This window comes from Paenibacillus sp. FSL H3-0302 (assembly GCF_037982245.1).
GTDB classification, from domain to species: Bacteria; Bacillota; Bacilli; order Paenibacillales; family Paenibacillaceae; genus Paenibacillus_AQ; species Paenibacillus_AQ odorifer.
Genome location: NZ_CP150284.1, coordinates 86,553 through 111,160 on the forward strand (window position 1 = coordinate 86,553; position 24,608 = coordinate 111,160).

Annotated in this window: 20 protein-coding genes, 1 tRNA gene and 3 rRNA genes; 20 read left to right on the forward strand and 4 right to left on the reverse strand. The window is 45.4% G+C overall.

What is annotated here, in order from left to right; all coding sequences use genetic code 11:
• Positions 1-13: 13 nt before the first annotated feature.
• The 18 genes from folB (at position 14) to MHH50_RS00485 (ending at position 18,349) form a co-directional block, all read left to right on the forward strand.
• On the forward strand, positions 14-376 hold the full coding sequence (folB, locus tag MHH50_RS00400; protein ID WP_076138480.1) for a dihydroneopterin aldolase: 363 nt from the start codon (positions 14-16) through the stop codon (positions 374-376).
• A gap of 11 nt (positions 377-387) precedes the next feature.
• Positions 388-939 carry a 2-amino-4-hydroxy-6-hydroxymethyldihydropteridine diphosphokinase gene (gene folK, locus MHH50_RS00405; protein WP_036678725.1) on the forward strand — a complete coding sequence of 184 codons (552 nt, stop codon included), beginning with the start codon at positions 388-390 and terminating at the stop codon, positions 937-939.
• Positions 891-1,100, forward strand: a complete 210-nt coding sequence (locus MHH50_RS00410; protein ID WP_076099929.1) for a helix-turn-helix transcriptional regulator — start codon at positions 891-893, stop codon at positions 1,098-1,100. Before folK ends, MHH50_RS00410 begins: the two co-directional genes overlap by 49 nt.
• A gap of 33 nt (positions 1,101-1,133) precedes the next feature.
• Positions 1,134-2,150: a tRNA dihydrouridine synthase DusB gene (gene dusB, locus MHH50_RS00415; RefSeq protein WP_076130084.1), complete on the forward strand. Its 1,017-nt coding sequence runs from the start codon at positions 1,134-1,136 to the stop codon at positions 2,148-2,150.
• A gap of 201 nt (positions 2,151-2,351) precedes the next feature.
• On the forward strand, positions 2,352-2,831 hold the full coding sequence (greA, locus tag MHH50_RS00420; protein ID WP_036678719.1) for a transcription elongation factor GreA: 480 nt from the start codon (positions 2,352-2,354) through the stop codon (positions 2,829-2,831).
• 248 nt (positions 2,832-3,079) lie between these two features.
• Positions 3,080-4,597, forward strand: a complete 1,518-nt coding sequence (lysS, locus tag MHH50_RS00425) for a lysine--tRNA ligase (protein ID WP_076309074.1) — start codon at positions 3,080-3,082, stop codon at positions 4,595-4,597.
• 406 nt (positions 4,598-5,003) lie between these two features.
• Positions 5,004-6,563: ribosomal RNA gene (locus tag MHH50_RS00430) — 16S ribosomal RNA — on the forward strand.
• A gap of 231 nt (positions 6,564-6,794) precedes the next feature.
• A 23S ribosomal RNA gene (locus MHH50_RS00435) occupies positions 6,795-9,720 on the forward strand.
• 128 nt (positions 9,721-9,848) lie between these two features.
• Positions 9,849-9,965, forward strand: a 5S ribosomal RNA gene (gene rrf, locus MHH50_RS00440).
• The 16S, 23S and 5S rRNA genes sit together here, the layout of an rRNA operon.
• A 432-nt stretch (positions 9,966-10,397) precedes the next feature.
• Positions 10,398-11,855, forward strand: coding sequence for an IMP dehydrogenase (gene guaB / locus MHH50_RS00445; RefSeq protein WP_036679982.1), 1,458 nt, complete (start codon positions 10,398-10,400; stop codon positions 11,853-11,855).
• A gap of 125 nt (positions 11,856-11,980) precedes the next feature.
• Positions 11,981-13,375 carry a D-alanyl-D-alanine carboxypeptidase family protein gene (locus tag MHH50_RS00450; protein ID WP_076280414.1) on the forward strand — a complete coding sequence of 465 codons (1,395 nt, stop codon included), beginning with the start codon at positions 11,981-11,983 and terminating at the stop codon, positions 13,373-13,375.
• A 112-nt stretch (positions 13,376-13,487) separates the two neighbouring features.
• On the forward strand, positions 13,488-14,369 hold the full coding sequence (gene pdxS / locus MHH50_RS00455) for a pyridoxal 5'-phosphate synthase lyase subunit PdxS (protein WP_036679980.1): 882 nt from the start codon (positions 13,488-13,490) through the stop codon (positions 14,367-14,369).
• An 18-nt stretch (positions 14,370-14,387) separates the two neighbouring features.
• Entirely contained in the window at positions 14,388-14,984 is a 597-nt protein-coding gene (gene pdxT / locus MHH50_RS00460; RefSeq protein ID WP_076130391.1) for a pyridoxal 5'-phosphate synthase glutaminase subunit PdxT, read from the forward strand.
• A 74-nt stretch (positions 14,985-15,058) separates the two neighbouring features.
• Positions 15,059-16,345 (forward strand): serine--tRNA ligase, encoded by a 1,287-nt coding sequence (serS, locus tag MHH50_RS00465; RefSeq protein WP_038568043.1) that lies wholly within the window; start codon positions 15,059-15,061, stop codon positions 16,343-16,345.
• Positions 16,346-16,412: 67 nt separating this feature from the next.
• Positions 16,413-16,501, forward strand: a tRNA-Ser gene (locus tag MHH50_RS00470).
• A gap of 145 nt (positions 16,502-16,646) precedes the next feature.
• Positions 16,647-16,988 (forward strand): hypothetical protein, encoded by a 342-nt coding sequence (locus MHH50_RS00475; protein WP_036679977.1) that lies wholly within the window; start codon positions 16,647-16,649, stop codon positions 16,986-16,988.
• Positions 16,989-16,999: 11 nt separating this feature from the next.
• Positions 17,000-17,152, forward strand: coding sequence for a small acid-soluble spore protein P (locus tag MHH50_RS00480; protein WP_076138623.1), 153 nt, complete (start codon positions 17,000-17,002; stop codon positions 17,150-17,152).
• Between the two features lie 105 nt (positions 17,153-17,257).
• On the forward strand, positions 17,258-18,349 hold the full coding sequence (locus MHH50_RS00485; RefSeq protein ID WP_076130388.1) for a hypothetical protein: 1,092 nt from the start codon (positions 17,258-17,260) through the stop codon (positions 18,347-18,349).
• Positions 18,350-18,453: 104 nt separating this feature from the next.
• Here the strand turns inward: MHH50_RS00485 and MHH50_RS00490 are convergent, their stop codons facing one another.
• Together MHH50_RS00490 and tadA are read right to left on the reverse strand one after the other, a co-directional pair.
• Positions 18,454-19,023 carry a GNAT family protein gene (locus MHH50_RS00490; protein WP_076187218.1) on the reverse strand — a complete coding sequence of 190 codons (570 nt, stop codon included), beginning with the start codon at positions 19,021-19,023 and terminating at the stop codon, positions 18,454-18,456.
• Positions 19,024-19,545: a tRNA adenosine(34) deaminase TadA gene (gene tadA / locus MHH50_RS00495; protein WP_076130386.1), complete on the reverse strand. Its 522-nt coding sequence runs from the start codon at positions 19,543-19,545 to the stop codon at positions 19,024-19,026.
• A gap of 304 nt (positions 19,546-19,849) precedes the next feature.
• Here tadA and MHH50_RS00500 point away from each other — a divergent pair, with 304 nt between their 5' ends.
• Positions 19,850-22,177 (forward strand): ATP-binding protein, encoded by a 2,328-nt coding sequence (locus tag MHH50_RS00500; protein WP_312150937.1) that lies wholly within the window; start codon positions 19,850-19,852, stop codon positions 22,175-22,177.
• Positions 22,167-22,868, forward strand: coding sequence for a 23S rRNA pseudouridine(2604) synthase RluF (rluF, locus tag MHH50_RS00505; protein WP_036679985.1), 702 nt, complete (start codon positions 22,167-22,169; stop codon positions 22,866-22,868). The genes MHH50_RS00500 and rluF overlap by 11 nt, the downstream gene beginning before the upstream one ends.
• 113 nt (positions 22,869-22,981) lie before the next feature.
• On the opposite strand, the gene motB is transcribed toward rluF, so the two are convergent.
• Entirely contained in the window at positions 22,982-23,797 is an 816-nt protein-coding gene (gene motB, locus MHH50_RS00510; RefSeq protein WP_076130384.1) for a flagellar motor protein MotB, read from the reverse strand.
• Positions 23,781-24,581 carry a flagellar motor stator protein MotA gene (gene motA, locus MHH50_RS00515; protein WP_036679967.1) on the reverse strand — a complete coding sequence of 267 codons (801 nt, stop codon included), beginning with the start codon at positions 24,579-24,581 and terminating at the stop codon, positions 23,781-23,783. Before motA ends, motB begins: the two co-directional genes overlap by 17 nt.
• Positions 24,582-24,608 lie beyond the last annotated feature (27 nt).

A 24,608-nucleotide genomic window follows, 5' to 3' on the forward strand; every position in this document is an offset into this window, starting at 1 on the left:
GGGCGGATTAATCATGGATAAAATGACAATGCATCGCATGGAATATTACGGATACCACGGTGTATTTGAGGAAGAACGTAAGCTGGGACAACGTTTTTACATTGATTTAGAGCTAGAGCTTGATTTGCAGGGTGCGGGCTTGAATGATGATTTGAATCAAACTGTGAATTATGCTGAAGTTCATGAATTAGTCAAAAACATTGTCGAAATAAAGTCTTTTAAGTTGATTGAAGCTTTGGCAGAATATATTGCATCCTCCGTACTGGACACTTATACTGTTATCAATGCAGTAACGGTTAAGGTAACTAAACCTCATCCGCCTTTCGACATTCATTTTCAGGGAGTGACTGTAGAGCTGCGCAGAACTAGAAAGTGAGAACAAGGTCCATGAATATACATTCCACCTCTGAAGAATCAGAGGCTTATATTGCTTTAGGGGCTAATTTGGGTGACCGCGAGGGCACACTGTCAGAGGCTTTGAACAGACTGGACGCTCATGATGAAATATCGGTGGTCCGCTGCTCCAAAGTTTACGAGACAGAGCCAGTAGGTTATTTAGATCAGCCGCAGTTTCTCAATATGGCAGCAGCTTTGCGAACGACACTTGCGCCCGAGTCCTTGCTGGAAGTGATGTTGGGGATTGAAACGCAGTTGGGTCGTATCCGGGATATCCGCTATGGACCGAGAACGGTAGATTTGGATTTGTTGTGGGTTGAGGGTCAGGTACTCGATACACCACATTTAACGTTACCGCATCCACGCATGTTAGAGCGTGCTTTTGTATTGTTTCCGCTCAGTGACATCGTTCCACAGAATGAACAATCTTCCGGACTTCGCAAGCTGATTACAGCAGCGCTTCAAGACATAGACGGGAAGGAAGGAATTCGGTTGTGGACAACAAGCGTTTGGGACGGAGGGTCAGGGCATTCCGTAAGCTAAAAGGGTATACTCAACAGGATCTTGCGGATCTTGCCGGAATTTCCTTGGCTGTGCTTGGTGCAGTCGAGAGGGGTAACAGACGATTAGAAGATCAAATTTTAGATAAAATTGCGAATGTTCTCGGGGTTACAACAGAAGAGCTTGTGGATCCCAACTCATAATTTCCAAGAATTAAAAGGCAGGAAGTGATACGAATGCTGAAGATTGGCGATATCGAGATGAAAAATCAGGTTGTTCTGGCACCTATGGCTGGCGTGTGCAATCCGGCTTTTCGTCTGATCGCTAAGGAATTTGGTACAGGTCTGGTCTGTGCGGAAATGGTAAGCGATAAGGCCATTATTCACGGAAATACACGTACTCGCGAAATGTTGTTTGTAGATGAACGGGAGAAACCGCTTAGTTTGCAGATTTTTGGCGGGGATAGAGCATCACTGGTGCAAGCAGCTAAAGTCGTTGATAAAGAAACCAATGCTGATATTATCGATATCAATATGGGATGCCCAGTGCCAAAAGTGACTAAATGTGATGCGGGAGCCCGCTGGCTTTTGAATCCCGACAAAATCTATGAAATGGTCTCTGCGGTTGTCGATGTTGTCGATAAACCGGTAACCGTGAAAATGCGGATTGGCTGGGATAGCGAGCATATTTTTGTCGAAGATAATGCGCGTGCGGTTGAACGTGCCGGGGGTAAGGCTGTCAGCGTACACGGTCGTACCCGCGAGCAGCTTTACACAGGCCATGCGGACTGGAACTACATCAAGATGGCAAAAGAAGCAGTTTCCATTCCCGTTATTGGCAACGGGGATGTTAATACACCTGAAGATGCTCGGGCTATGTTGGATCAGACTGGCTGCGATGGTGTAATGATCGGGCGTGGAGCACTCGGTAATCCTTGGATGTTGTATCGTACCATTCAATATTTGAGCACCGGCGAGCTTATGCCTGAACCTGGTTTGGATGAGAAGATTAAGGTTGCTATTCTTCATATGGATCGTCTGGTAGCTCTTAAGGGAGAAGCTGTAGCTGTCCGTGAGATGCGTAAGCATATGGCTTGGTATTTAAAAGGCTTGAAGGCTGCCGCTAGAGTGAAGGATGTCCTTATGACAGAAACAAAACGCGATGGAATGGTGAGGATATTGAATGATTTTGTCGTTCAATTAAAGCATGAAGAAGAGAGCAAGGGCATTGAAATGTCTTCTTCTGCTGTATAATCGCCTTTTTTCTGCTGATATTTGAACACATCTGACTTTATATGTGGTGTCATTGACATTTTGTAGCGGTTCCAATATAATTTCACAGTATAAAATCGCCGTTACAGTAAGAGCAATGCAGCAGGGAGGGTTCTTATCCTTCTAGATTAGCATATAGTATGGTGTTTTCAATAATTGTATACGACAGGAGAATCGGTTGAGATGAGCGATAAAGAAGTCATCCTTACGCCGGACGGGCTAAAACGTCTGGAAGATGAGCTGGAGACCCTCAAATCCGTAAAACGCCGTGAGGTTGCTGAACGGATTAAGGTAGCGATTGGCTACGGAGATATCAGTGAGAACTCGGAGTATGAAGACGCGAAGAATGAGCAAGCTTTTATCGAAGGACGCGTTCTCACTTTGGAGAAGATGCTTCGCAACGCGCGTATCATCAATAGCGACGAGATCGTTACTGACGTAGTAAGTATTGGTGTTACTGTAAGTGTCGAGGATTTGGAATATGGGGACACTATGGAGTATACGATCGTAGGTACAGCAGAATCTGATCCACTGAATAACAAGATTTCCAACGAAAGTCCGGTAGGCAAAGCTATTATCGGAAAAAAAATAGGTACGGTAGTTGATGTTTCTACACCTGCAGGAGTTATTCAATATAAAATTCTCGATATCAGAATGAAGTAATATACAGACCTTAATGTCTGTAAATAGATGTGCTGCCATATGTATTAGTCATTTCACTGTACATAGGTAGATAAGGGAACATGTTTGGGAAAGCTTCCTTAGGGAAGCTTTTTTCAAATCATCCAGAAACGATAGGTAAAACAAACTGCTTATATTTTGAGCTGGAACGGGACTGTCCTCTAACTATGGAGACGGAGCCGTTTCTTCTTGTGTATATGATATTACTGAGTTATAAGGGGATGAATCGCATGACCGAGGAAATGAACAATGTGGACAATGCAGAGAACGAACTTAGTGAGCTTTTGCAGATCCGCCGTGCCAAACTGGACGAGCTAAGAGGACTTGGTATTGATCCTTTTGGCAAAAAATACGAGCGCACAGCTAACGCTGGCGATATCGTAGCTAAGTATGATGGACTTTCCAAAGAGGAATTGGACGAGCTTTCTGTTGAAGTGAGCATTGCTGGGCGTATTATGGGAAAACGCGTTATGGGTAAAGCCAGCTTTGCGCATATCCAGGACCTTAGCGGAAGAATTCAGCTTTATGTTCGTCAAGACAGCATTCCTGAAACTCAATACGCGGCGTTTAATGTTCTCGATCTGGGAGATATTATCGGCGTTCGTGGAACAGTATTCAAAACCAAAACAGGCGAGACCTCCATCAAAGTGCATAATCTCGAAGTCTTGTCCAAATCCCTGCTGCCACTTCCTGAAAAATATCATGGTCTTAAAGATGTAGAACTGCGTTATCGCCAGCGCTATGTTGATTTGATTATTAATCCGGAAGTTCAACAGACCTTTATTGCCCGTTCAAGAATTATTCAATCGATGCGTCGTTATTTGGATTCACTTGGTTATCTTGAAGTTGAAACACCTACACTTCATACGATCGCCGGTGGAGCAGCTGCACGTCCGTTTATTACTTACCACAACACACTTGAAATGCAGCTGTATATGCGGATTGCTATCGAGCTTCACTTGAAACGCCTTATCGTTGGCGGTTTGGAAAAAGTGTACGAAATCGGCCGTGTCTACCGTAACGAGGGAATGTCGACTCGTCATAATCCAGAGTTCACTATGATTGAGTTGTACGAAGCATATGCTGACTACAAGGACATCATGAATCTTACGGAGAATATGATTGCACATATTGCCCAAGAGGTATTAGGTACACAACTGCTGGATTACCAAGGCAAAGAGGTAAATCTGTCTCCAGGATGGCGTCGTGTAACTATGGTTGATGCTGTTAAAGAAGTAACCGGTGTTGATTTCAGCGTTCACATGACAGATGACGAAGCACAAGCTTTGGCAAAAGAACATCGTGTGCCTGTTGAGAAACATATGACGTTCGGTCATATCCTTAACGCTTTCTTCGAGCAATTTGTAGAGGAAACTCTAATTCAGCCAACCTTTGTAATGGGACACCCAGTTGAGATTTCACCACTTGCGAAGAAAAACGATGAGGATCCACGCTTTACCGATCGTTTTGAGCTGTTTATTGTGGGTCGTGAGCACGCTAATGCATTTAGTGAATTGAATGATCCGATTGACCAACGTCAACGCTTTGAGGCACAGATCCAGGAGAAAGAGCAAGGTAATGACGAAGCTCATGAGATGGATGATGATTTCATCCGCGCCCTGGAATATGGTATGCCGCCTACTGGCGGACTGGGAATCGGCGTAGACCGTTTGATCATGCTGCTTACCAATTCTGCATCGATTCGCGATGTATTGCTGTTTCCACATATGCGTAACCGTACTGAATAGTATCTATAGAACACAGGGCTTAAGGGAGCTGTCTAAGGGCAGTTCTCTCAGCTACTGTTGATTAGAAGCGGTGCTTTCACTTAATTGCTCCTATAGAATGTAGAGATTTAATATTAGTTTCAAAAAAACTCTTGCAATGCATCTCCATACATGATATATTCTAAGTCCGGCCAAGAAGTACACATGCCGAGCTCGAAAAAGAAGTTGAAAAAAGAGCTTGACATTAAATAGCCGAACATGATATAGTATAAGAGTTGCTGCTGAGACATTAAACGGCGCCAACGAGAACTTGATCTTTGAAAACTGAACAACGAGTGAGTAGGAAATCACGTAAGTGAAATCCAAAATTAGAGAATTAATTTTCTCGTCAGATGTTTCAAAATGAGCATATCGCTCTTTTCAATACTAATTGGAGAGTTTGATCCTGGCTCAGGACGAACGCTGGCGGCGTGCCTAATACATGCAAGTCGAGCGGAGTCATTTTGAAAGCTTGCTTTCAAAATGACTTAGCGGCGGACGGGTGAGTAACACGTAGGCAACCTGCCCTTCAGACTGGGATAACTACCGGAAACGGTAGCTAATACCGGATAATTTCTTTTTTCTCCTGAGAGAAGAATGAAAGACGGAGTAATCTGTCACTGAGGGATGGGCCTGCGGCGCATTAGCTAGTTGGTGGGGTAACGGCCCACCAAGGCGACGATGCGTAGCCGACCTGAGAGGGTGAACGGCCACACTGGGACTGAGACACGGCCCAGACTCCTACGGGAGGCAGCAGTAGGGAATCTTCCGCAATGGGCGAAAGCCTGACGGAGCAACGCCGCGTGAGTGATGAAGGTTTTCGGATCGTAAAGCTCTGTTGCCAGGGAAGAACGTCCGGTAGAGTAACTGTTACCGGAGTGACGGTACCTGAGAAGAAAGCCCCGGCTAACTACGTGCCAGCAGCCGCGGTAATACGTAGGGGGCAAGCGTTGTCCGGAATTATTGGGCGTAAAGCGCGCGCAGGCGGCTATTTAAGTCTGGTGTTTAAACCTTGGGCTCAACCTGAGGTCGCACTGGAAACTGGGTGGCTTGAGTACAGAAGAGGAAAGTGGAATTCCACGTGTAGCGGTGAAATGCGTAGATATGTGGAGGAACACCAGTGGCGAAGGCGACTTTCTGGGCTGTAACTGACGCTGAGGCGCGAAAGCGTGGGGAGCAAACAGGATTAGATACCCTGGTAGTCCACGCCGTAAACGATGAGTGCTAGGTGTTAGGGGTTTCGATACCCTTGGTGCCGAAGTTAACACAGTAAGCACTCCGCCTGGGGAGTACGGTCGCAAGACTGAAACTCAAAGGAATTGACGGGGACCCGCACAAGCAGTGGAGTATGTGGTTTAATTCGAAGCAACGCGAAGAACCTTACCAGGTCTTGACATCCCTCTGAATCTGCTAGAGATAGCAGCGGCCTTCGGGACAGAGGAGACAGGTGGTGCATGGTTGTCGTCAGCTCGTGTCGTGAGATGTTGGGTTAAGTCCCGCAACGAGCGCAACCCTTAACTTTAGTTGCCAGCAGGTAATGCTGGGCACTCTAGAGTGACTGCTTATGACAAACCGGAGGAAGGTGGGGATGACGTCAAATCATCATGCCCCTTATGACCTGGGCTACACACGTACTACAATGGCTTAAGTACAACGGGAAGCGAAGCCGCGAGGTGGAGCCAATCCCATCAAAGCCATTCTCAGTTCGGATTGCAGGCTGCAACTCGCCTGCATGAAGTCGGAATTGCTAGTAATCGCGGATCAGCATGCCGCGGTGAATACGTTCCCGGGTCTTGTACACACCGCCCGTCACACCACGAGAGTTTACAACACCCGAAGTCGGTGGGGTAACCCGCAAGGGAGCCAGCCGCCGAAGGTGGGGTAGATGATTGGGGTGAAGTCGTAACAAGGTAGCCGTATCGGAAGGTGCGGCTGGATCACCTCCTTTCTATGGAGAATCGTTCTCTGCAATGAGGACATTCAAATCGGAAGCTAAGCTTCCAAACTCAGGTTTAGGCCTGTTACTCACTCGTTGCTCAGTTTTGAGAGTTTAAGCTCTCAAGTAAGACTTGATCCTTGAAAACTGGATACCGAAACGAATTTGCGTTTTAGAACATCTTTTAGCAACTTGTGCAAACAAGTAAATGTTATTAGTGAGATTTTTCTTCGGAAGAATCAAGGTTAAGCTAATAAGAGCACACGGAGGATGCCTAGGCGCCAGGAGCCGACGAAGGACGTGGCGAACAACGAAACTGCCTCGGGGAGCTGTAAGCAAGCTTTGATCCGGGGGTGTCCGAATGGGGAAACCCAGCTGTGGTAATTCGCAGTTACTCATTTCTGAATACATAGGAAATGTAGAGGCAGACCAGGGGAACTGAAACATCTAAGTACCCTGAGGAAGAGAAAACAATAGTGATTCCGTCAGTAGCGGCGAGCGAACGCGGAACAGCCTAAACCTAAGAGCTTGCTCTTAGGGGTTGTGGGACGTCTCACATGGAGTTACAAAGGAATATGGTAGGTGAAGAGGTCTGGAAAGGCCCGCGATAGAGGTAAAAGCCCTGTAACCTAAACTGTGTTCTCTCCGAGACGGATCCCGAGTAGTGCGGGGCACGTGAAACCCCGTATGAATCCAGCAGGACCATCTGCTAAGGCTAAATACTACCTGGCGACCGATAGTGAAACAGTACCGTGAGGGAAAGGTGAAAAGCACCCCGGAAGGGGAGTGAAATAGAACCTGAAACCGTGTGCTTACAAAAAGTCAGAGCCCTATTAATGGGTGATGGCGTGCCTTTTGTAGAATGAACTTACGAGTTACGTTTAACATGCAAGGTTAAGCCGAGAAGGTGGAGCCGCAGCGAAAGCGAGTCTGAATAGGGCGAATTAGTATGTGGACGTAGACCCGAAACCGTGTGATCTACCCCTGTCCAGGGTGAAGGTGCGGTAACACGCACTGGAGGCCCGAACCCACGTACGTTGAAAAGTGCGGGGATGAGGTGGGGGTAGCGGAGAAATTCCAATCGAACTCGGAGATAGCTGGTTCTCCCCGAAATAGCTTTAGGGCTAGCCTCGGTATAAGAGTAGTGGAGGTAGAGCACTGATTGGGTGCGGGGTCCGCAAGGATTACCAAGCTCAGTCAAACTCCGAATGCCATATACTTATTGCCGGGAGTCAGACAGTGAGTGCTAAGATCCATTGTCAAAAGGGAAACAGCCCAGACCATCAGCTAAGGTCCCCAAGTGTGTGTTAAGTGGGAAAGGATGTGGAGTTGCACAGACAACCAGGATGTTGGCTTAGAAGCAGCCACCATTGAAAGAGTGCGTAATAGCTCACTGGTCGAGTGACTCTGCGCCGAAAATGTAACGGGGCTAAACACACCACCGAAGCTATGGCTAGATGCTTTGCATCTGGGGTAGGGGAGCGTTGTGTAGGGGTTGAAGGTGTACTGAAAAGAGCGCTGGACACTACACAAGTGAGAATGCTTAGGATGAGTAACGAAAAGATCAGTGAGAATCTGATCCGCCGAAAGCCCAAGGTTTCCTGAGGAAGGCTCGTCCGCTCAGGGTAAGTCGGGACCTAAGGCGAGGCCGAAAGGCGTAGTCGAAGGACAACAGTTTGAAATTACTGTACCACCGTAATCCGCTATGAGCGATGGGGTGACGCAGGAGGGTAGTGACGCGGACTGATGGATGTCCGTCTAAGCAGTGAGGCTGATGTGTAGGCAAATCCGCACATCGTTAAGGCTGGGCTGTGATGGGGAGCGAAAATTGTAGTAGCGAAGGTCATGATCTCACACTGCCAAGAAAAGCCTCTAGCCAGGAGAAGGTGCCCGTACCGCAAACCGACACAGGTAGGCGAGAAGAGAATTCTAAGGCGCGCGGAAGAACTCTCGTTAAGGAACTCGGCAAAATGACCCCGTAACTTCGGGAGAAGGGGTGCCCCGGTAGTGTGAATAGCACGAGGGGGCCGCAGTGAAAAGGCCCAAGCGACTGTTTAGCAAAAACACAGGTCTGTGCGAAGCCGCAAGGCGAAGTATACGGGCTGACGCCTGCCCGGTGCTGGAAGGTTAAGGGGAGTGGTTAGGGGTAACCCGAAGCTATGAACCGAAGCCCCAGTAAACGGCGGCCGTAACTATAACGGTCCTAAGGTAGCGAAATTCCTTGTCAGGTAAATTCTGACCCGCACGAATGGCGTAACGACTTGGGCGCTGTCTCAACGAGAGATCCGGTGAAATTTTAATACCTGTGAAGATGCAGGTTACCCGCGACAAGACGGAAAGACCCCATGGAGCTTTACTGCAGCTTGATATTGAATTTGGGTACGATCTGTACAGGATAGGTGGGAGCCGTAGAAATCGGAGCGCAAGCTTCGGTGGAGGCGCCGTTGGGATACCACCCTGATCGTATCTAGGTTCTAACCTAGTGCCCTTACCGGGTACGGGGACCGTGTCAGGCGGGCAGTTTGACTGGGGCGGTCGCCTCCTAAAGAGTAACGGAGGCGTTCCAAGGTTCCCTCAGAATGGTTGGAAATCATTCGCAGAGTGCAAAGGCATAAGGGAGCTTGACTGCGAGACCTACAAGTCGAGCAGGGACGAAAGTCGGACTTAGTGATCCGGTGGTACCGCATGGAAGGGCCATCGCTCAACGGATAAAAGCTACCCTGGGGATAACAGGCTTATCTCCCCCAAGAGTCCACATCGACGGGGAGGTTTGGCACCTCGATGTCGGCTCATCGCATCCTGGGGCTGAAGTAGGTCCCAAGGGTTGGGCTGTTCGCCCATTAAAGCGGTACGCGAGCTGGGTTCAGAACGTCGTGAGACAGTTCGGTCCCTATCTGTCGTGGGCGCAGGAAATTTGAGAGGAGCTGTCCTTAGTACGAGAGGACCGGGATGGACGTACCGCTGGTGCACCAGTTGTTCCGCCAGGAGCATGGCTGGGTAGCTACGTACGGACGGGATAAGCGCTGAAAGCATCTAAGCGTGAAGCCCCCTCAAGATGAGATTTCCCAATTAGTAAGACCCCTTGAAGACGACGAGGTAGATAGGTTGGAGGTGGAAGTGCAGCAATGCATGGAGCTGACCAATACTAATCGGTCGAGGGCTTATCCTATACGTAGAATGCAGATTCGTTTCGGATTCAGTTTTCAGGCATCAAGCCTGTAACACGCTTAGAAATTCATTGTCACTTCTGGTGATGAACTGAATTTCACGCGGCAGCGTCTGTTTCACAGACGCATGTTTGGTGGCGATAGCGGAGGGGTTCCACGCGTACCCATCCCGAACACGACCGTTAAGCCCTCCAGCGCCGATGGTACTTGGACCGAAGGGTCCTGGGAGAGTAGGACGTTGCCAAGCACGCAAGACCACTGTTGAGTAATCGACAGTGGTCTTTTTGTTATGTAAATAGAGAATTCATTGGGCTATATTTTGAGATACTAAGATGGAGATAAGCGTGGTTTAAAAGGTGAACAGAGGCGAACTGTAAATTTTTAACACACTAAATTGTCCTCTCAGCACGGACTAACGTCCAATAATTCGCTTACTCGGCGGCCGTTTTTTGAATACCTACTCTGATGATGTAATGTTCTTGACAGTCCAAATGCCCTTTGCTAAGATGGCAATAATATATTTTTGGATAAGCATCTCAAACCTTAATTGAAGATCTACACTTGTTCAGCCCCCAGATGTACAGAATTGTCTGTCGTGAATGGACTGGAGTCAAAGGTTCTTCTTTCATAAAGTTTGTAGGCGGGTATAATTTAAAACAACCGAGGAGGAATGACCCAGGTGTGGAAAGATAAGTTTGGTAAAGAAGGTCTAACTTTTGATGATGTGCTGCTGGTTCCGCGTAAATCTGAGGTACTGCCTAAAGAAGTGGATTTGACCACAGTTCTAAGTAAGAATGTGAAGTTGAATATTCCACTTATGAGTGCAGGTATGGACACAGTCACAGAAGCAGCCATGGCCATTGCAATTGCTCGTGAGGGTGGCATCGGGATTATACACAAGAATATGCCTGTAGAGCAGCAAGCGGAAGAAGTAGATCGTGTGAAGCGTTCCGAGAGCGGAGTTATTACGAATCCATTCTCACTTACGGCAGAACATATGGTATCTGATGCAGAGCTTTTAATGGGTAAATATCGCATTTCCGGAGTGCCGATTGTAGACAGTGACAATAAACTTGTCGGTATTCTGACTAATAGAGACTTACGCTTTATTCATGATTTCAATATTCAAATTAAAGAAGTTATGACACATGAGAATCTTGTAACAGCTGCTGTGGGTACAACCCTTCAGGAAGCAGAAGGTATCCTGCAACGTCATAAGATCGAGAAGCTTCCCCTTGTGGACGAGAATAATATTCTTAAGGGCCTCATCACCATTAAGGATATTGAAAAAGCTATTCAATTCCCTAACGGAGCCAAAGATGCACATGGCCGTCTACTTGTTGGAGCAGCTGTTGGTATCTCTAAAGACACCTTCGAACGTACTGCAGCATTAGTAAAAGCTGGTGTGGACTTGATCGTCGTCGATTCTGCACATGGTCACCACATTAATATAATTGAAGCGGTTCGCCAAATTCGTGAGCTGTATCCTGATCTTACGATTGTTGCTGGTAACGTAGCTACAGGCGAAGCAACCCGTGAACTTATTGAAGCTGGTGCATCTGTAGTTAAAGTAGGTATTGGACCAGGATCGATCTGTACAACACGCGTTATCGCTGGTATCGGCGTACCACAGGTTACAGCCATTTATGATTGTGCCACAGTTGCTCGTGAGTACGGAATTCCTATTATTGCTGATGGCGGTATTAAGTATTCTGGGGAGATCACTAAGGCTATCGCAGCGGGTGCTCATGCTGTAATGATGGGAAGTATGTTTGCAGGTACTGAAGAAAGCCCAGGGGAATCTGAGCTTTATCAAGGCCGTAAATTTAAAGTATATCGTGGTATGGGCAGCATGAGTGCCATGAAACAAGGCAGTAAAGACCGTTATTTCCAAGATGATGATAAAAAGCTCGTTCCTGAAGGAATTGAGGGACGTATTGCTTTTAAAGGGCCTCTTTCTGACACTGTTCATCAATTGATCGGCGGATTGCGCTCAGGTATGGGCTATTGCGGTACGAAGTCATTGGAAGAACTGCGTAACGATACTTCTTTCATCCGCATCACAAGTGCTGGACTTCGTGAAAGCCACCCGCATGATGTGCAAATTACAAAAGAAGCACCAAACTATTCCGTATAATGGACTAACCGTATTATTTTTTGGACAGACAGGACTATTTCGTCCTGTCTGTCTTTTTTTGCGGGTACCCCTGTGTTAGAATAGAACAAGCTATTGATATGAGATTTAAAGGAGAGTCGTAATCATTGAAGCACAAACGAAAATTTAATGGTAAGCAAATTGTAATTAAGACAGCGACTGTAGGTCTGCTTTTAAATATGTTAATGAACCCAGTAATTCCAGCATTGGCTGAAGCGGGCAAAACTCCGGCTACAACCGAAGGTGCCGCAACTGCTACTGAAACTGCACCCAAGACCAACGCAGTTAAGATCCCTTCTGTGGAATCTCTTAACTTGGAATTGAGTTCTGCTATTCTAATAGAACCAACTACAGGCCAAGTACTTATGGCTCTAAATCCAGATACACCACTCCCACCTGCGAGTATGACCAAGATGATGACTGAATATCTTGTATCTGATGCCGTGAAAAAAGGAGACATCTCTTGGGATCAGAAAGTTATCATTCAAGAGAATGCTTCCAAACAGGTCGGATCACGAATTTTTCTGGCAGCTGGAGATGAACATACGGTTAAAGAGCTATACATAGCGATGGCTGTAGGATCGGCGAATGATGCCACAGTTGCTTTGGCAGAATTGGTATCGGGTTCAGAAGAACAATTCGTAGAACTAATGAATCAGACTGCACAGAAGATGGGCATGAAAAATACCTATTTTATTAACTCAACTGGACTTGATCGGGCAGACATGCCGAAGAAATTCCGTCCTGATCTTGATAAAGAGACTGTAATGTCAGCTAGAGATGCAGCTACTCTTGCTAAATTTATAGTTACTGACCACCCGGACTTCACTGAATTTACAACGATTCAGTCTTATAAATTCCGTGATCGGGATACAGCGCCGATCATTAACTACAACTGGATGCTGGAAGCTAACAAAAGTATTCCCAACTTTAAGGCATATGCTTATCCAGGTCTAGATGGACTGAAGACTGGCCATACCACAAATGCAGGTAACTGCTTTACAGGTACTGCTGTGCGTGATGGAATGCGTCTAATCAGTGTTGTTATGGGTGCTAATTCAGAGGCACATCGATTCACAGAAACAAAAAAAGTGCTCGACTACGGGTTTAACAACTTTGAAATCAAACAGGTTGTAGCTCCGAAGGCTGTTATTGCTGGCACGGAAACAGTTCCGGTACTGAAAGGCAAGAATAAAGATGTTTCTATAGTTACTGATGAAGGAGTTTCTTTCATTGTTCCTAAGGGAACGGTTTCTCCTGAAGTTACTACAACTGTTGTAACAAATGACCCTGCAACTTTGGTTGCTCCTATAGCTCAATCCTCTAAAGTAGGTAAAGTTACCTATTCCTACAAGGCTGAAGGCATGCAAGCAGCACAGGAGAAAACAGTTAATCTGATCACAGTAGAGGAAGCTGAGAAGGCTGGCTGGTTCAAGTTGTTCCTTAGAGCGATTGGCGATTTCTTCGGTGATTTATTTTCAGGGATCAAGAACTTGTTCTAATGCAGTTTGGTGTCGAAATCAGCAGTAAATCCGAGTAAATGGGTTGTAGATTTCCCTTCATTGGGGTAAAATTACAAGTTAGATTAAGATAGATCATTCGGGGGGTTAGGACATGGAAACAGGTACATCGCGAGTTAAAAGAGGCATGGCAGAAATGCAAAAAGGCGGCGTCATTATGGACGTCATGAATGCAGAGCAAGCAAAAATTGCTGAGGCTGCTGGTGCAGTTGCTGTTATGGCTCTGGAACGCGTACCTTCTGACATTCGTGCAGCTGGCGGTGTAGCACGGATGGCCGATCCTACAATTGTAGAAGAGGTTCTCAAGGTGGTAAGTATCCCTGTTATGGCTAAGGCTCGTATCGGCCATTATGTAGAAGCGAAAGTTCTAGAATCTTTGGGTGTTGATTACTTGGATGAGAGTGAAGTTCTTACTCCTGCTGATGAAGTATTCCATATTGATAAACATGAGTTCACCGTTCCTTTTGTATGTGGAGCGAAGGATCTGGGAGAAGCACTGAGACGTATTAACGAAGGTGCCTCCATGATCCGTACAAAAGGTGAACCAGGAACAGGCAACATTGTTGAGGCCGTGCGTCACATGCGCTTTATCAACAGTCAAATCCGTAAAGTAACGAATTTGTCCAAGGACGAGCTATATAATGAAGCAAAGAACCTGGGAGTTTCCTACGAGCTGTTGCTCGAAGTACATGAGCTTGGAAAACTGCCGGTTGTTAACTTTGCCGCTGGGGGTGTAGCTACTCCTGCAGATGCTGCTCTTATGATGCATTTGGGTGCTGATGGTGTATTCGTAGGCTCGGGTATTTTTAAATCGGACAATCCTGAGAAATTTGCGCGTGCGATTGTTGAAGCCACTACACACTATACTGATTACAAACTGATTGCTGAAGTATCCAAGAACCTTGGTGCACCAATGAAGGGGATTGATATTGCAACTCTCACCCCGGCTGAACGTATGTCGGAGCGTGGCCGTTAATAGAGAGAAGGTTGTAGGATGAAGATAGGAGTATTGGCGCTGCAAGGCGCTGTTACGGAGCATATTGTTAGTATAGAGAAGACCGGTGCAGAAGGCGTGCCTATCAAGCGTGTGGAGCAGCTAGAAGAGGTTGAAGGCCTGATTATCCCCGGCGGAGAAAGTACAACGATTGGAAAGCTAATGCGGAAATATGGCTTCATAGAAGCCATCCGTGATTTTTCTGATCAGGGTAAGCCTATTTTTGGCACATGTGCGGGTATGATCGTGCTGGCCAAAAAAATTGCCGGTGGTGAACCGGGGCATTTGGAGCTGATGGATATTACCGTAGCCCGGAATGCATTCGGCCGCCAACGGGAAAGCTTTGAATGTGATCTGGAGGTTAAAGGCATTGATGAGCCGGTTCGTGCTGTGTTTATACGTGCACCGCTTATCAACGAGGTAGGACCGGGAGTTGACGTGCTTACAGTCTATAATGATGAGATTGTAACCGCGCGCGAAGGCAACTTGCTGGTGTCTTCTTTTCATCCAGAACTGACCGATGATTTCAGACTGCACCAATATTTTGCCGATATGGTAGAGGCGAATAGGGAAGTCCAACAACAAAATCGCATATAAAGAACATCCTGACTCTTTCAAAGCTGTAATCAGCATTTTGAAAGAGTTTAGGCTGTTTTCAGGAGGGAAACTTTGTGTTAGATGTAAAAATACTACGTAGTGATTACGCAAGAGTGGAAGAGGCTTTAGAAAAACGGGGCAAATCACTGGACTTAATTGCTGATTTTCCACAACTTGATTTGCGTCGACGTGAATTACTGCAAGAAACCGAAGGTCTTAAGAACCGTCGTAATACAGTTTCAGGTGAAGTAGCGAAAAAGAAAAAGAACGGCGAGCCAGCAGATGATCTAATTACAGAAATGCGTACAGTATCTGACCGAATTAAAGAGCTTGATGATGAAGTACGTGAACTGGAAGCTCAGATTGCTGATCTTACTATGAATATCCCTAATATTCCTCATGATTCAGTTCCAGTAGGGAAATCCGAGGATGATAACGTTGAATTACGCCGCTGGTCGGAGCCCAAAGAGTTCGGATTCACTCCGAAATCACATTGGGAGCTTGCGCAGCAGCTTGATATTATTGATTTTGAAGCTGCAGCAAAGGTTACAGGATCCCGGTTTGTTTTCTATAAAGGACTTGGAGCACGTCTAGAACGGGCGCTGATTAACTTTATGATGGATCTTCACAGTGGTGAGCATAACTATGAGGAAATGCTGCCGCCTTACATTGTAAACAAAGACAGCTTGTATGGTACAGGACAACTGCCTAAATTCGAAGAGGATCTGTTCAAGCTGCGGGATACCGAATACTATTTGATTCCTACAGCTGAAGTACCGGTAACGAACTACTATCGCGAAGAGATTTTGACGGCAGCTGACCTGCCTAAATACCATGTAGCTTACAGCTCTTGTTTCCGTTCTGAGGCGGGCTCGGCGGGCCGTGATACTCGCGGTTTGATTCGCCAGCATCAATTCAACAAGGTAGAGTTGGTGAAGCTCACCACCCCTGAATCCTCTTATGAGGAATTAGAAAAAATGACAGCAGACGCTGAAAGTGTGCTGCAGCTGTTGGGACTGCCTTATCGTGTACTTGGGTTATGTACGGCTGATATGGGCTTTACATCGGCTAAGACGTACGATTTGGAAGTGTGGTTGCCTGAGAGTGGGATGTACCGTGAGATCTCCTCTTGCTCAAATACAGAAGACTTCCAAGCACGCCGGGCAAATATTCGTTTCCGTAAGGATCCAAAATCGAAGCCTGAATTTGTTCATACGCTGAACGGCTCTGCTTTGGCTGTTGGACGTACGGTTGCTGCAATTCTTGAGAATTATCAGCAAGAGGATGGCAGTGTTCTGATTCCAGAATGCCTACAACCTTATATGCGCAATGTAAAATCGATACAACCAAAAACTATTTAAAGATATAGTTGCTTTTTATTTGCATTGTATGGTACAATCCTAATGCATGTGAAATTTAAATGCATTTGGAGAGGTACCGAAGCGGTCATAACGGGGCGGTCTTGAAAACCGTTAGGGTGCAAGCCCACATGGGTTCGAATCCCATCCTCTCCGCCATTCCTTTATGAACTTAAAGAATAATTAGATAGAAACCGTTCCCTCTGGGGGACGGTTTTTTGTTTTGTTTGGTAGACCCAGTTCTATTGAGAATAAAAAGCTTCATTTCTCCGCAATGTATTAGAGAAGGAGGATGATCATAATCATGGATAGATCATTAGAAGTTGATCAGCATAAGCTTGTCTCAGCCTGGCAGGAGCGCTTGCCGGCGTTGATGGATGATGGGGATAGTTTCAGTGTGCTGGCGGATAATGGGGATCCGAATAGCTTGCTGATTCATTTTAATGCGGCAGGTCATCAAGGCTATTCGCTGGATTTTCGCTGCAAGTATGTAGATAGCAGAGAAGTGGCAGTGGATCTGCTGGATGTGGAACAGAGCGGTCTCCATATTGATGAGCGTAGTGATGCCGTACAGCAGCTGGCACAGCAATACTCACGGCAAATTCATGAATGTGCTCAGGCTCTTCAGAACTTGACCAATCCTTAGGAGGAATGAAAATGTCGAAACCAAAAAGTATCCCTGTTCCTGGGGCAGAGCCAACAAGTGGTGAGCGGAGAAAAGACCATACTCCTTCAGGCCCAGAACCACTTTCAGGTTCTAAAAAGGTGAAACAAGCGAACCATGTTGACCACCATAATCCACAAGGTTAACAAATAAAAACGTTAAGAATTTTAAAGAAGTGTTTCTTGATTTTTACAAATGGTTTATCATAGGAGGGGGAGAGATTTCTTTTACAATGGGAGAGGAGAACAATAATGAACAAAAAGTGGGGTTTGTCGGCCGCTGCATTGCTGCTTACAGCAGCAGTAATTCTGCCGGGATGTGCAAGTAAACAGGAGGCGCCAAAAGAGGCCTTAAAATCAGCCGCTACTAAAGCGACTACAATGTCATCTTATGAGATGAAGAGTAAATTCACGATCAACGATCTTACGATCGAGACTTCTGACGCTGAATCTGCTGCAATGACTACACAGGTACTTAGTATGCTTAAGAATGCTGATATTACCATTGATGGGGTATATCAAGCAGAGCCAATGCAGACAGAACTAACTATGGTTCTGAATCTGAAAGGCGATATGAGCATGAGCTTTAATGTTCCTATGGTAATGACTGCCGAGAAGTTGTATGTTAAGATTCCATCTATTCCTTTCGTACCGATTCCTGAGACAATCCTCAATAAGTTTGTAGAGGTTGATCTGAAGGCGTTGGCAGAGCAGGAGGGTGCAGAATTTAACCCAAGTACGATGGATACTCAAAAAATGCAGAAGCTGTCTAATGAAGTGGTGGACACTGTCCTAGCTGAATATGACGAAGAAAAATATTTTAACGAGATTGATCCCAAAGATGCTAATTTACCAGAAGGTGTGGAAGCTAAACAAGTCGTTCAGTTCCAAGTGACTAACGATAATGTTAAAGAAGCAATCACTATCTTGGTGAATAATGCCCTGCCAAAAATCATTGATATCGTAAGCAAGGAAGAATACAAGGATATGCTGCAGATTAAAGATGCAGATCTAGCTAAGGCTAAAGAAGAACTGACATCAGGTGAAGCTAGAACTGAATTGGATAAGGGCTTAGCTGATCTTGATAAGTACCTTACCATCAACCAGTTCCACTATAATACTGCGATCAATAAGGACGGATACGCTGTGTATCAGGATTTATTGATGGATGTTAAAGTAAATGATCCGGAAGATGGCACAAAAGTGGCCTTCTCAGTAAATGGAACGGGCCAATACAGCAAGATCAACGAAAAGCCGGTATTCAAGATTGGTATCCCTCAAGGTGATGATGTAATTACAATGGATCAACTTGGAGAAGAATTCGGTGGTTTGGGAACTTATTAATCCCAGTTCGCAAGATAAAGACCCGCATGAGGCGTATATTATACGCCCATGCGGGTCTTTTTTTAGGAAAAAAGTAGCGCTGATTCCTGCGACAATGCAGAATCCTATTTCTGTTCCTCTGTCAGCACATCTTCAGTTAAGATTGCGTAGGTTTGGTGATCCTGCCACTGTCCATTTATTTTAAGATACTGACGGGCAACCCCTTCAGGTTTAAACCCACTCTTCTCCAGGACTCTTCGGGAAGCTTCATTATGCAATAAAATAGCTGCCTGAACTCTATGTAGACCTAAGGCTCGGAAAGCATAGCCAAGGACTAATCCGACCGCTGCTGTCATATAACCTTGTCCTTGCATCCGATGATCCATTAAATATCCTAAATCAGCATATTGTGCTACACCTCGTGAGACGTTGGACAATGTGATCTGACCGATTAGCTGTCCATCCAGCAGATAAATGCCGAACATATAAGCTCTGTCCTGTAGGGCGTCCTCAATACGCTGATTGATGATCTGTTGCTGACTCTCCAGGGTAAAGAAGTGCTCATCACGTTTTGGCTCAAACGGTTCGTGGGTTACCCGGTTATTTAAACGAAGCTCCAGCAGGCTTTGTGCATCCTTAAGCTCAAGTGGAGAAATATAGATCCCTTGAGAGGTATGATATAGAGTAAGGGTCATTTAGGAGTCCTCCTTTTGTTTAATTGGCTTTTTACGTAAACGGCGAAAGAAGGAGGTGAGTAGATCTGCACATTCTTCTTGTAAAACATCCTGTATTACCTCAGTTCTATGATTAAATCGCGGCTCTTCAAGCAAGTTCATGAGGGTCCCGGCACATCCAGCTTTAGGGTCAGGCGTTCCATATACCGTGAGAGGCACTCTGGACTGCACTATTGCTCCTGCACACATCGGACAAGGTTCTAGGGTGACGTACAGCTGGCAATCCAGCAGACGCCAAGAATTCATGACATTGCTGGCCTCGCGAATGGCTACCATCTCTGCATGGGCTGTCGAATCCATTGTCGTTTCTCGTAAATTGTATCCACGTCCTATAATTTCACCATGTCGAACAATGACAGCGCCAATAGGAACCTCACCTAATGCCTCAGCTTTACGTGCTTCTGCGATCGCCTGCCTCATCCAATATTCATGAACCGCTTGTATATCTTCTGGCGATTCATTGGCTTTAATATTCAAGATCATCTTCCCTTCTTCTGTAACCATTGTACAACGAACAAATATTCGTTCTTAACAAAATGTGCATAACTCTGTGGATAACAGCCTACTTATACACATTTTTGTACACACCGGACTTTAATAATTTGTTTATATGTGCATAAGATGTGGATGGTTTCTTATATATTGTAGAGAAACACCTTTTGAATTTCAATATTTCGTGAATTAATAGGCTTGTTTTAAATGTCCTTTTCAAATGAGGGGGCAAAAGGTATGATGTTTATTATAGGCTCCGCAAGGATTTACCAGTGGATAAGAGGTGAATAACAGTTTGTCCATAAAGACAAAACTATCTGCTATTATTTTTGGAGCGGTACTGCTAATTTTAGCATTAAACCTGACATTTAACCTTTATGCCGCTCAGAATAATCTAAGAAATGAAAACGCAAATAATATGCAGATCACCGCTATGCAAATGGCTGTTTCTGTAGAACAAAGTAACTATAGCTCTAACTATGTAGAATATCAAATTGCGCATAACTTAAGAATGGCTGCCATCTTTGCCTCTAAGGAATTGGGTCCGGATTATAAGAATATAACCAATGCTCAACTTAAGGCCCTAACTTCCAAGTTGGGCGTGTCTAATATTTCAATTCTGGTAAAGACTGATAATGATATCGTGGTGACAAAGGCATCAAATCCTATTGATATTGGAATGTCCACTCAAGGTTGGGGGTACTGGTACCTTGCCCTTTTGGAGTTATTTGATAATCAGGAAGTCACTGTGGGGCAAGGTCAGTCATTGGATCATTTTTGGTCAGGCCCATTTGAATATTCAACCTACAATCCCGATTTCATTGAGAAGTGGGGTTATTATCATGATGAAGCAAGCAACTACATCATTAATCCTGTTATTCTCAATACTGCGGCTAGTGAATATGTCAAAATCACCAATCCCGATCAAATTGTAGAGCGAACCAAAGAAGTTAATCCTGGGATTTTAGAGCTTACAGGATTTAATCCAACAACATTTGGTTTAGCGAGTATGGCGGGCGATGGAAGCGATGCATTTAAAAAGAAACTTGGCAACCGCCCAATTAAGTTCGGTACCTATACTTATGGTAATGTGGAGCAAGATAAAGCGGCCATTCTATTAGCTCAGCAGAAGCAGAAGCCAGTTACACTGGAGACGAGAGTACATGGAAAAAGAGTACTCAAAAGCTTCATTCCTATCCAGACTGCTAAAATGGAACCTTATGTAATCGGTGTAGTTTTGGATTACTCTGTGATTTCATCCGTAGTTCATGAACAATTAACTAATTATTTGACTACGTCTCTGTTGTTGCTGGCATTATTTTTGCTATGTAGTTACATACTTTCGGGTTTTGTTACCCGTCCAATTCAGGCTATACTTGCCAAAGTCAATGATGTAGCGCGAGGTAAGTTCGAACCTCCATTAAGCGTAACCTCTCGTGATGAGTTAGGTCAGTTAGCCTTACGGATTAACGCTATGACTTCTCATCTTATGCAACGCACCAATCGTCTTAAACAGACGCTGGAAGAGAACCGGGCGGTTAAGGAGCATTTGGAATCCGTAATTAACGGTACGTCGGATGCGATTCATACGTTGGATATGGAGGGACGAATCACTAGCACTAACAGAGCCTTTGAGGAGCTGTACGGATGGAGTGCAACAGAAGTGATAGGCAATATGCCATATCTTGTACCCGCGACAGCGCTTAAGCAAGAGGAAGAGCGGCTTGACGCGTTAAGAAATGGTGCAGTTCTGCCGCCGATCGAGACAGTGAGACTTAAACGGGACGGATCATTAGTTGAAGTTAGCGTTAGTACCTCGATAATTCGAGATGAAGAGGGTTATCCCCATTCCTTTATTCACGTTTCTCGTGATATGACGGAACGCAATCGAATGGAGGAGCTGCTTAGACGCTCTGAGAAACTAACTACAGTCGGCCAATTGGCCGCAGGAGTAGCTCATGAGATTCGTAACCCTCTTACCACGTTAAAAGGATTTCTACAGCTTCAACAGGAGAAGGAGCTCTTGGTTCCGCTTCATGTAGAGCTGATGTTATCCGAGCTGGAGCGGATTAATCTTATCGTCAGTGAATTTTTAATCCTGGCTAAGCCGCAAGCCGTTCATTTTCAGGAGAAAGATCTTCGCTACATATTAGGTGATGTAGTTTCTCTATTGGATAGTCAGGCTCATCTACATGATATTCAATTTAGTACGAAATTCTCTGAACAACCTGCTACTGTACATTGTGAAGAGAACCAGCTGAAGCAGGTATTTATTAATATTGTTAAAAATGCAATTGAGGCTATGCCTGAGGGTGGCGTCATTTCAATGGAACTGTGGAACTCTGTGGATTGCGTCTTTATTGTAATCAAAGATCAGGGTGAAGGGATTCCAGAGGACGTGCTGCCTAAGCTGGGTGAACCGTTCTTCACGAATAAGGAATCGGGGACTGGTCTTGGGTTAATGATTAGCCAGCGTATTATTCAGGCTCATAAGGGTCATTTGGAAATACAAAGTGAAGTTGGCCGGGGGACAACCGTTATGATTAAGCTGCCTGCAGCTGGAGGGGTTACACCTTGGCTCAACATTAAGGATGAACGGAGTGAAGAACAACGTGAGAATTAATAAATTCATCAGTGAGACAGGGTACTGTTCACGCCGAGAAGCAGACAAGCTTGTGGATGCCGGCAGAGTGACGATCAACGGAGAGCCTGCTGTGCTGGGCAGTCAGGCTGTTCCGGGCGATGATGTGCGAATAGATGGTATAGCGCTTGAAACCTCGAGCCAGACGGTCTACATTGCTCTAAACAAGCCGGTTGGGATTACATCAACCACAGAACAGCATATCAAGGGGAATATTGTCGATTTTGTAGGTCATCATGAGCGTATATTCCCGATTGGTCGTCTCGATAAGGATTCGGAAGGATTAATCTTGCTTACTAATGATGGTGATATCGTTAATAAAATTTTGCGGGCGGAAGGCCGGCATGAAAAAGAATATGTGGTTACCGTGGACAGACCCATTACGCCTTCATTTATTACCGGCATGTCGAGCGGTGTGAAAATATTAGGTGAGAAGACGCTGCCCTGTGAGGTCACGCGTATTACGGAGCGTGTCTTCCGTATTATTTTGACAGAGGGCAAAAATCGCCAGATTCGTCGTATGTGCAGCGCTTTTGGCTATGAGGTTCGAAAGCTGCAACGCATTCGGATTATGAATATTCGCCTGGGGGCATTGCAAACGGGAGAATGGCGGGAGCTGTCTGCTGATGAGAAGAAAGAGCTTGGAGCTACGCTGAACTACGAGTTACTGTAGGAATGTTATTACAATGTTACAGGTCCATATAGAATGTAGTACTCGCAACAAAAAAAGAGCTGTCCGGGGTCTAAGACCTTTGGACAGCTCTTTTTATTACCTTACGAAATCACTTATTCAGCAGAGGGAACAATCCCTGTAAACTCTTTGGATTCTTGATATTTGCGAATAATGGAAACCTCTACCCGGCGATTCTTGCTTCGGCCGGTAGCTGTGTCATTATCCGAAATAGGATGATACTCGCCGTATCCAATCGCACTAAATTTGCGCGGATTTAGATTCGTGTTCTGCAGCAAAATCTTCATGAACTGAAGTGCCCGATCCGCACTCAGATCCCAGTTGGATGAATAGTTGCTATTGGAAATCGGAATATCGTCGGTGTGCCCTTGCACTACTACATCATAATCCGGGAATTGCTGCAGCATCGTTGAGATGGATTTAGCTAATTGCCGCGAATCATCCTTAACAATGGCTTGGCCAGAGGCGAACAATGCGTTATCACTGATCGTAATCATTAGCTGAGATTGATTAAGCTTCGTACTGAGCAGATCAGTTAGGCCGTTGCTCTTAATATATTGATCGAATTGTTTCTTAAGCTTCTCTAAATCCTCTTGTTCCTTTTGTCGTAGCTTTGCCATTTCTGCTTCTTCAGCTTTCTTGGAAGTAGAGCTACCCATCTTATCATTTTTCCCCAGATCTTCTTGAGTTTTACTAGGCATTGCTGCCCGCTCTTCAAGAATGCCTGTACCGCCATTAAGTGCGGAACTGAAGGCTTGACTCATCTCTTCAAATTTCTTGGCATCCGTTGCGCTCATAGAATACATAACGATGAACAGAGCCACCAGAAGAGTCATGAGGTCGGAATAAGGTAACAGCCACGATTCATCGGCATGTTCTTCATGCTCTTCGTGTCTAGTCTTTTTGCTCACCTGATCCACCGTCCTTCTCATTTAACTTAACGCGTTGCGAAGGTGTTAGGAATACAGCAAGCTTCTGATTGATGGCAATAGTAGATACACCGGACTGTATGGACAAAAGACCTTCGACCATCATCATTCGAACTTCGATTTCTTGTTTGGAGAGACGTTTCAGCTTATTAGCAATAGGATGCCATAATACGTAACCTGTAAAGATACCAAGCAAAGTGGCGATGAAGGCAGCCCCGATTGCCGCAGCCAATTTGTTCATATCACTCATATCAGCCAGAGCGGCGATGAGGCCGATAACCGCCCCGAGCACCCCAAGGGTAGGAGCATACATACCTGCCTGTGAGAAAATGAGCGCTCCTGCTTTATGTCTATCCTCTGTGGCGTGGATATCCTCCATGAGGACATCGCGGACAAAATCCTGATCATTTCCATCAATGATCATCCGCATGCCATTCCTGAGGAAGTTATCTTCTATTTCATCGACCTTTGATTCTAGAGCCAACAGACCTTCACGCCGTGTGATAGAAGCCCATTCCATGAACATAGTGATTAATTCGGGTTTACTGATTAATTTCTTTTTGATAAAAATCATTTTGAACAGACTTGGAATCTTTTTGACCTCGTTGAAAGGAAAGGCCATGAAAATAGACGCTGCCGTACCCACCAAGATAATAACGTAAGCAGCGGGTGTGGCCAAAGCATGAAGTGGAGCGTGCTTGAGGATCATGCCCCAGATTACAGCAACCAAACCAAAAATTAAACCAATTATTGTTGAAATTTCCATTTTGCACCTCGTCCGTGAGATTTAAGA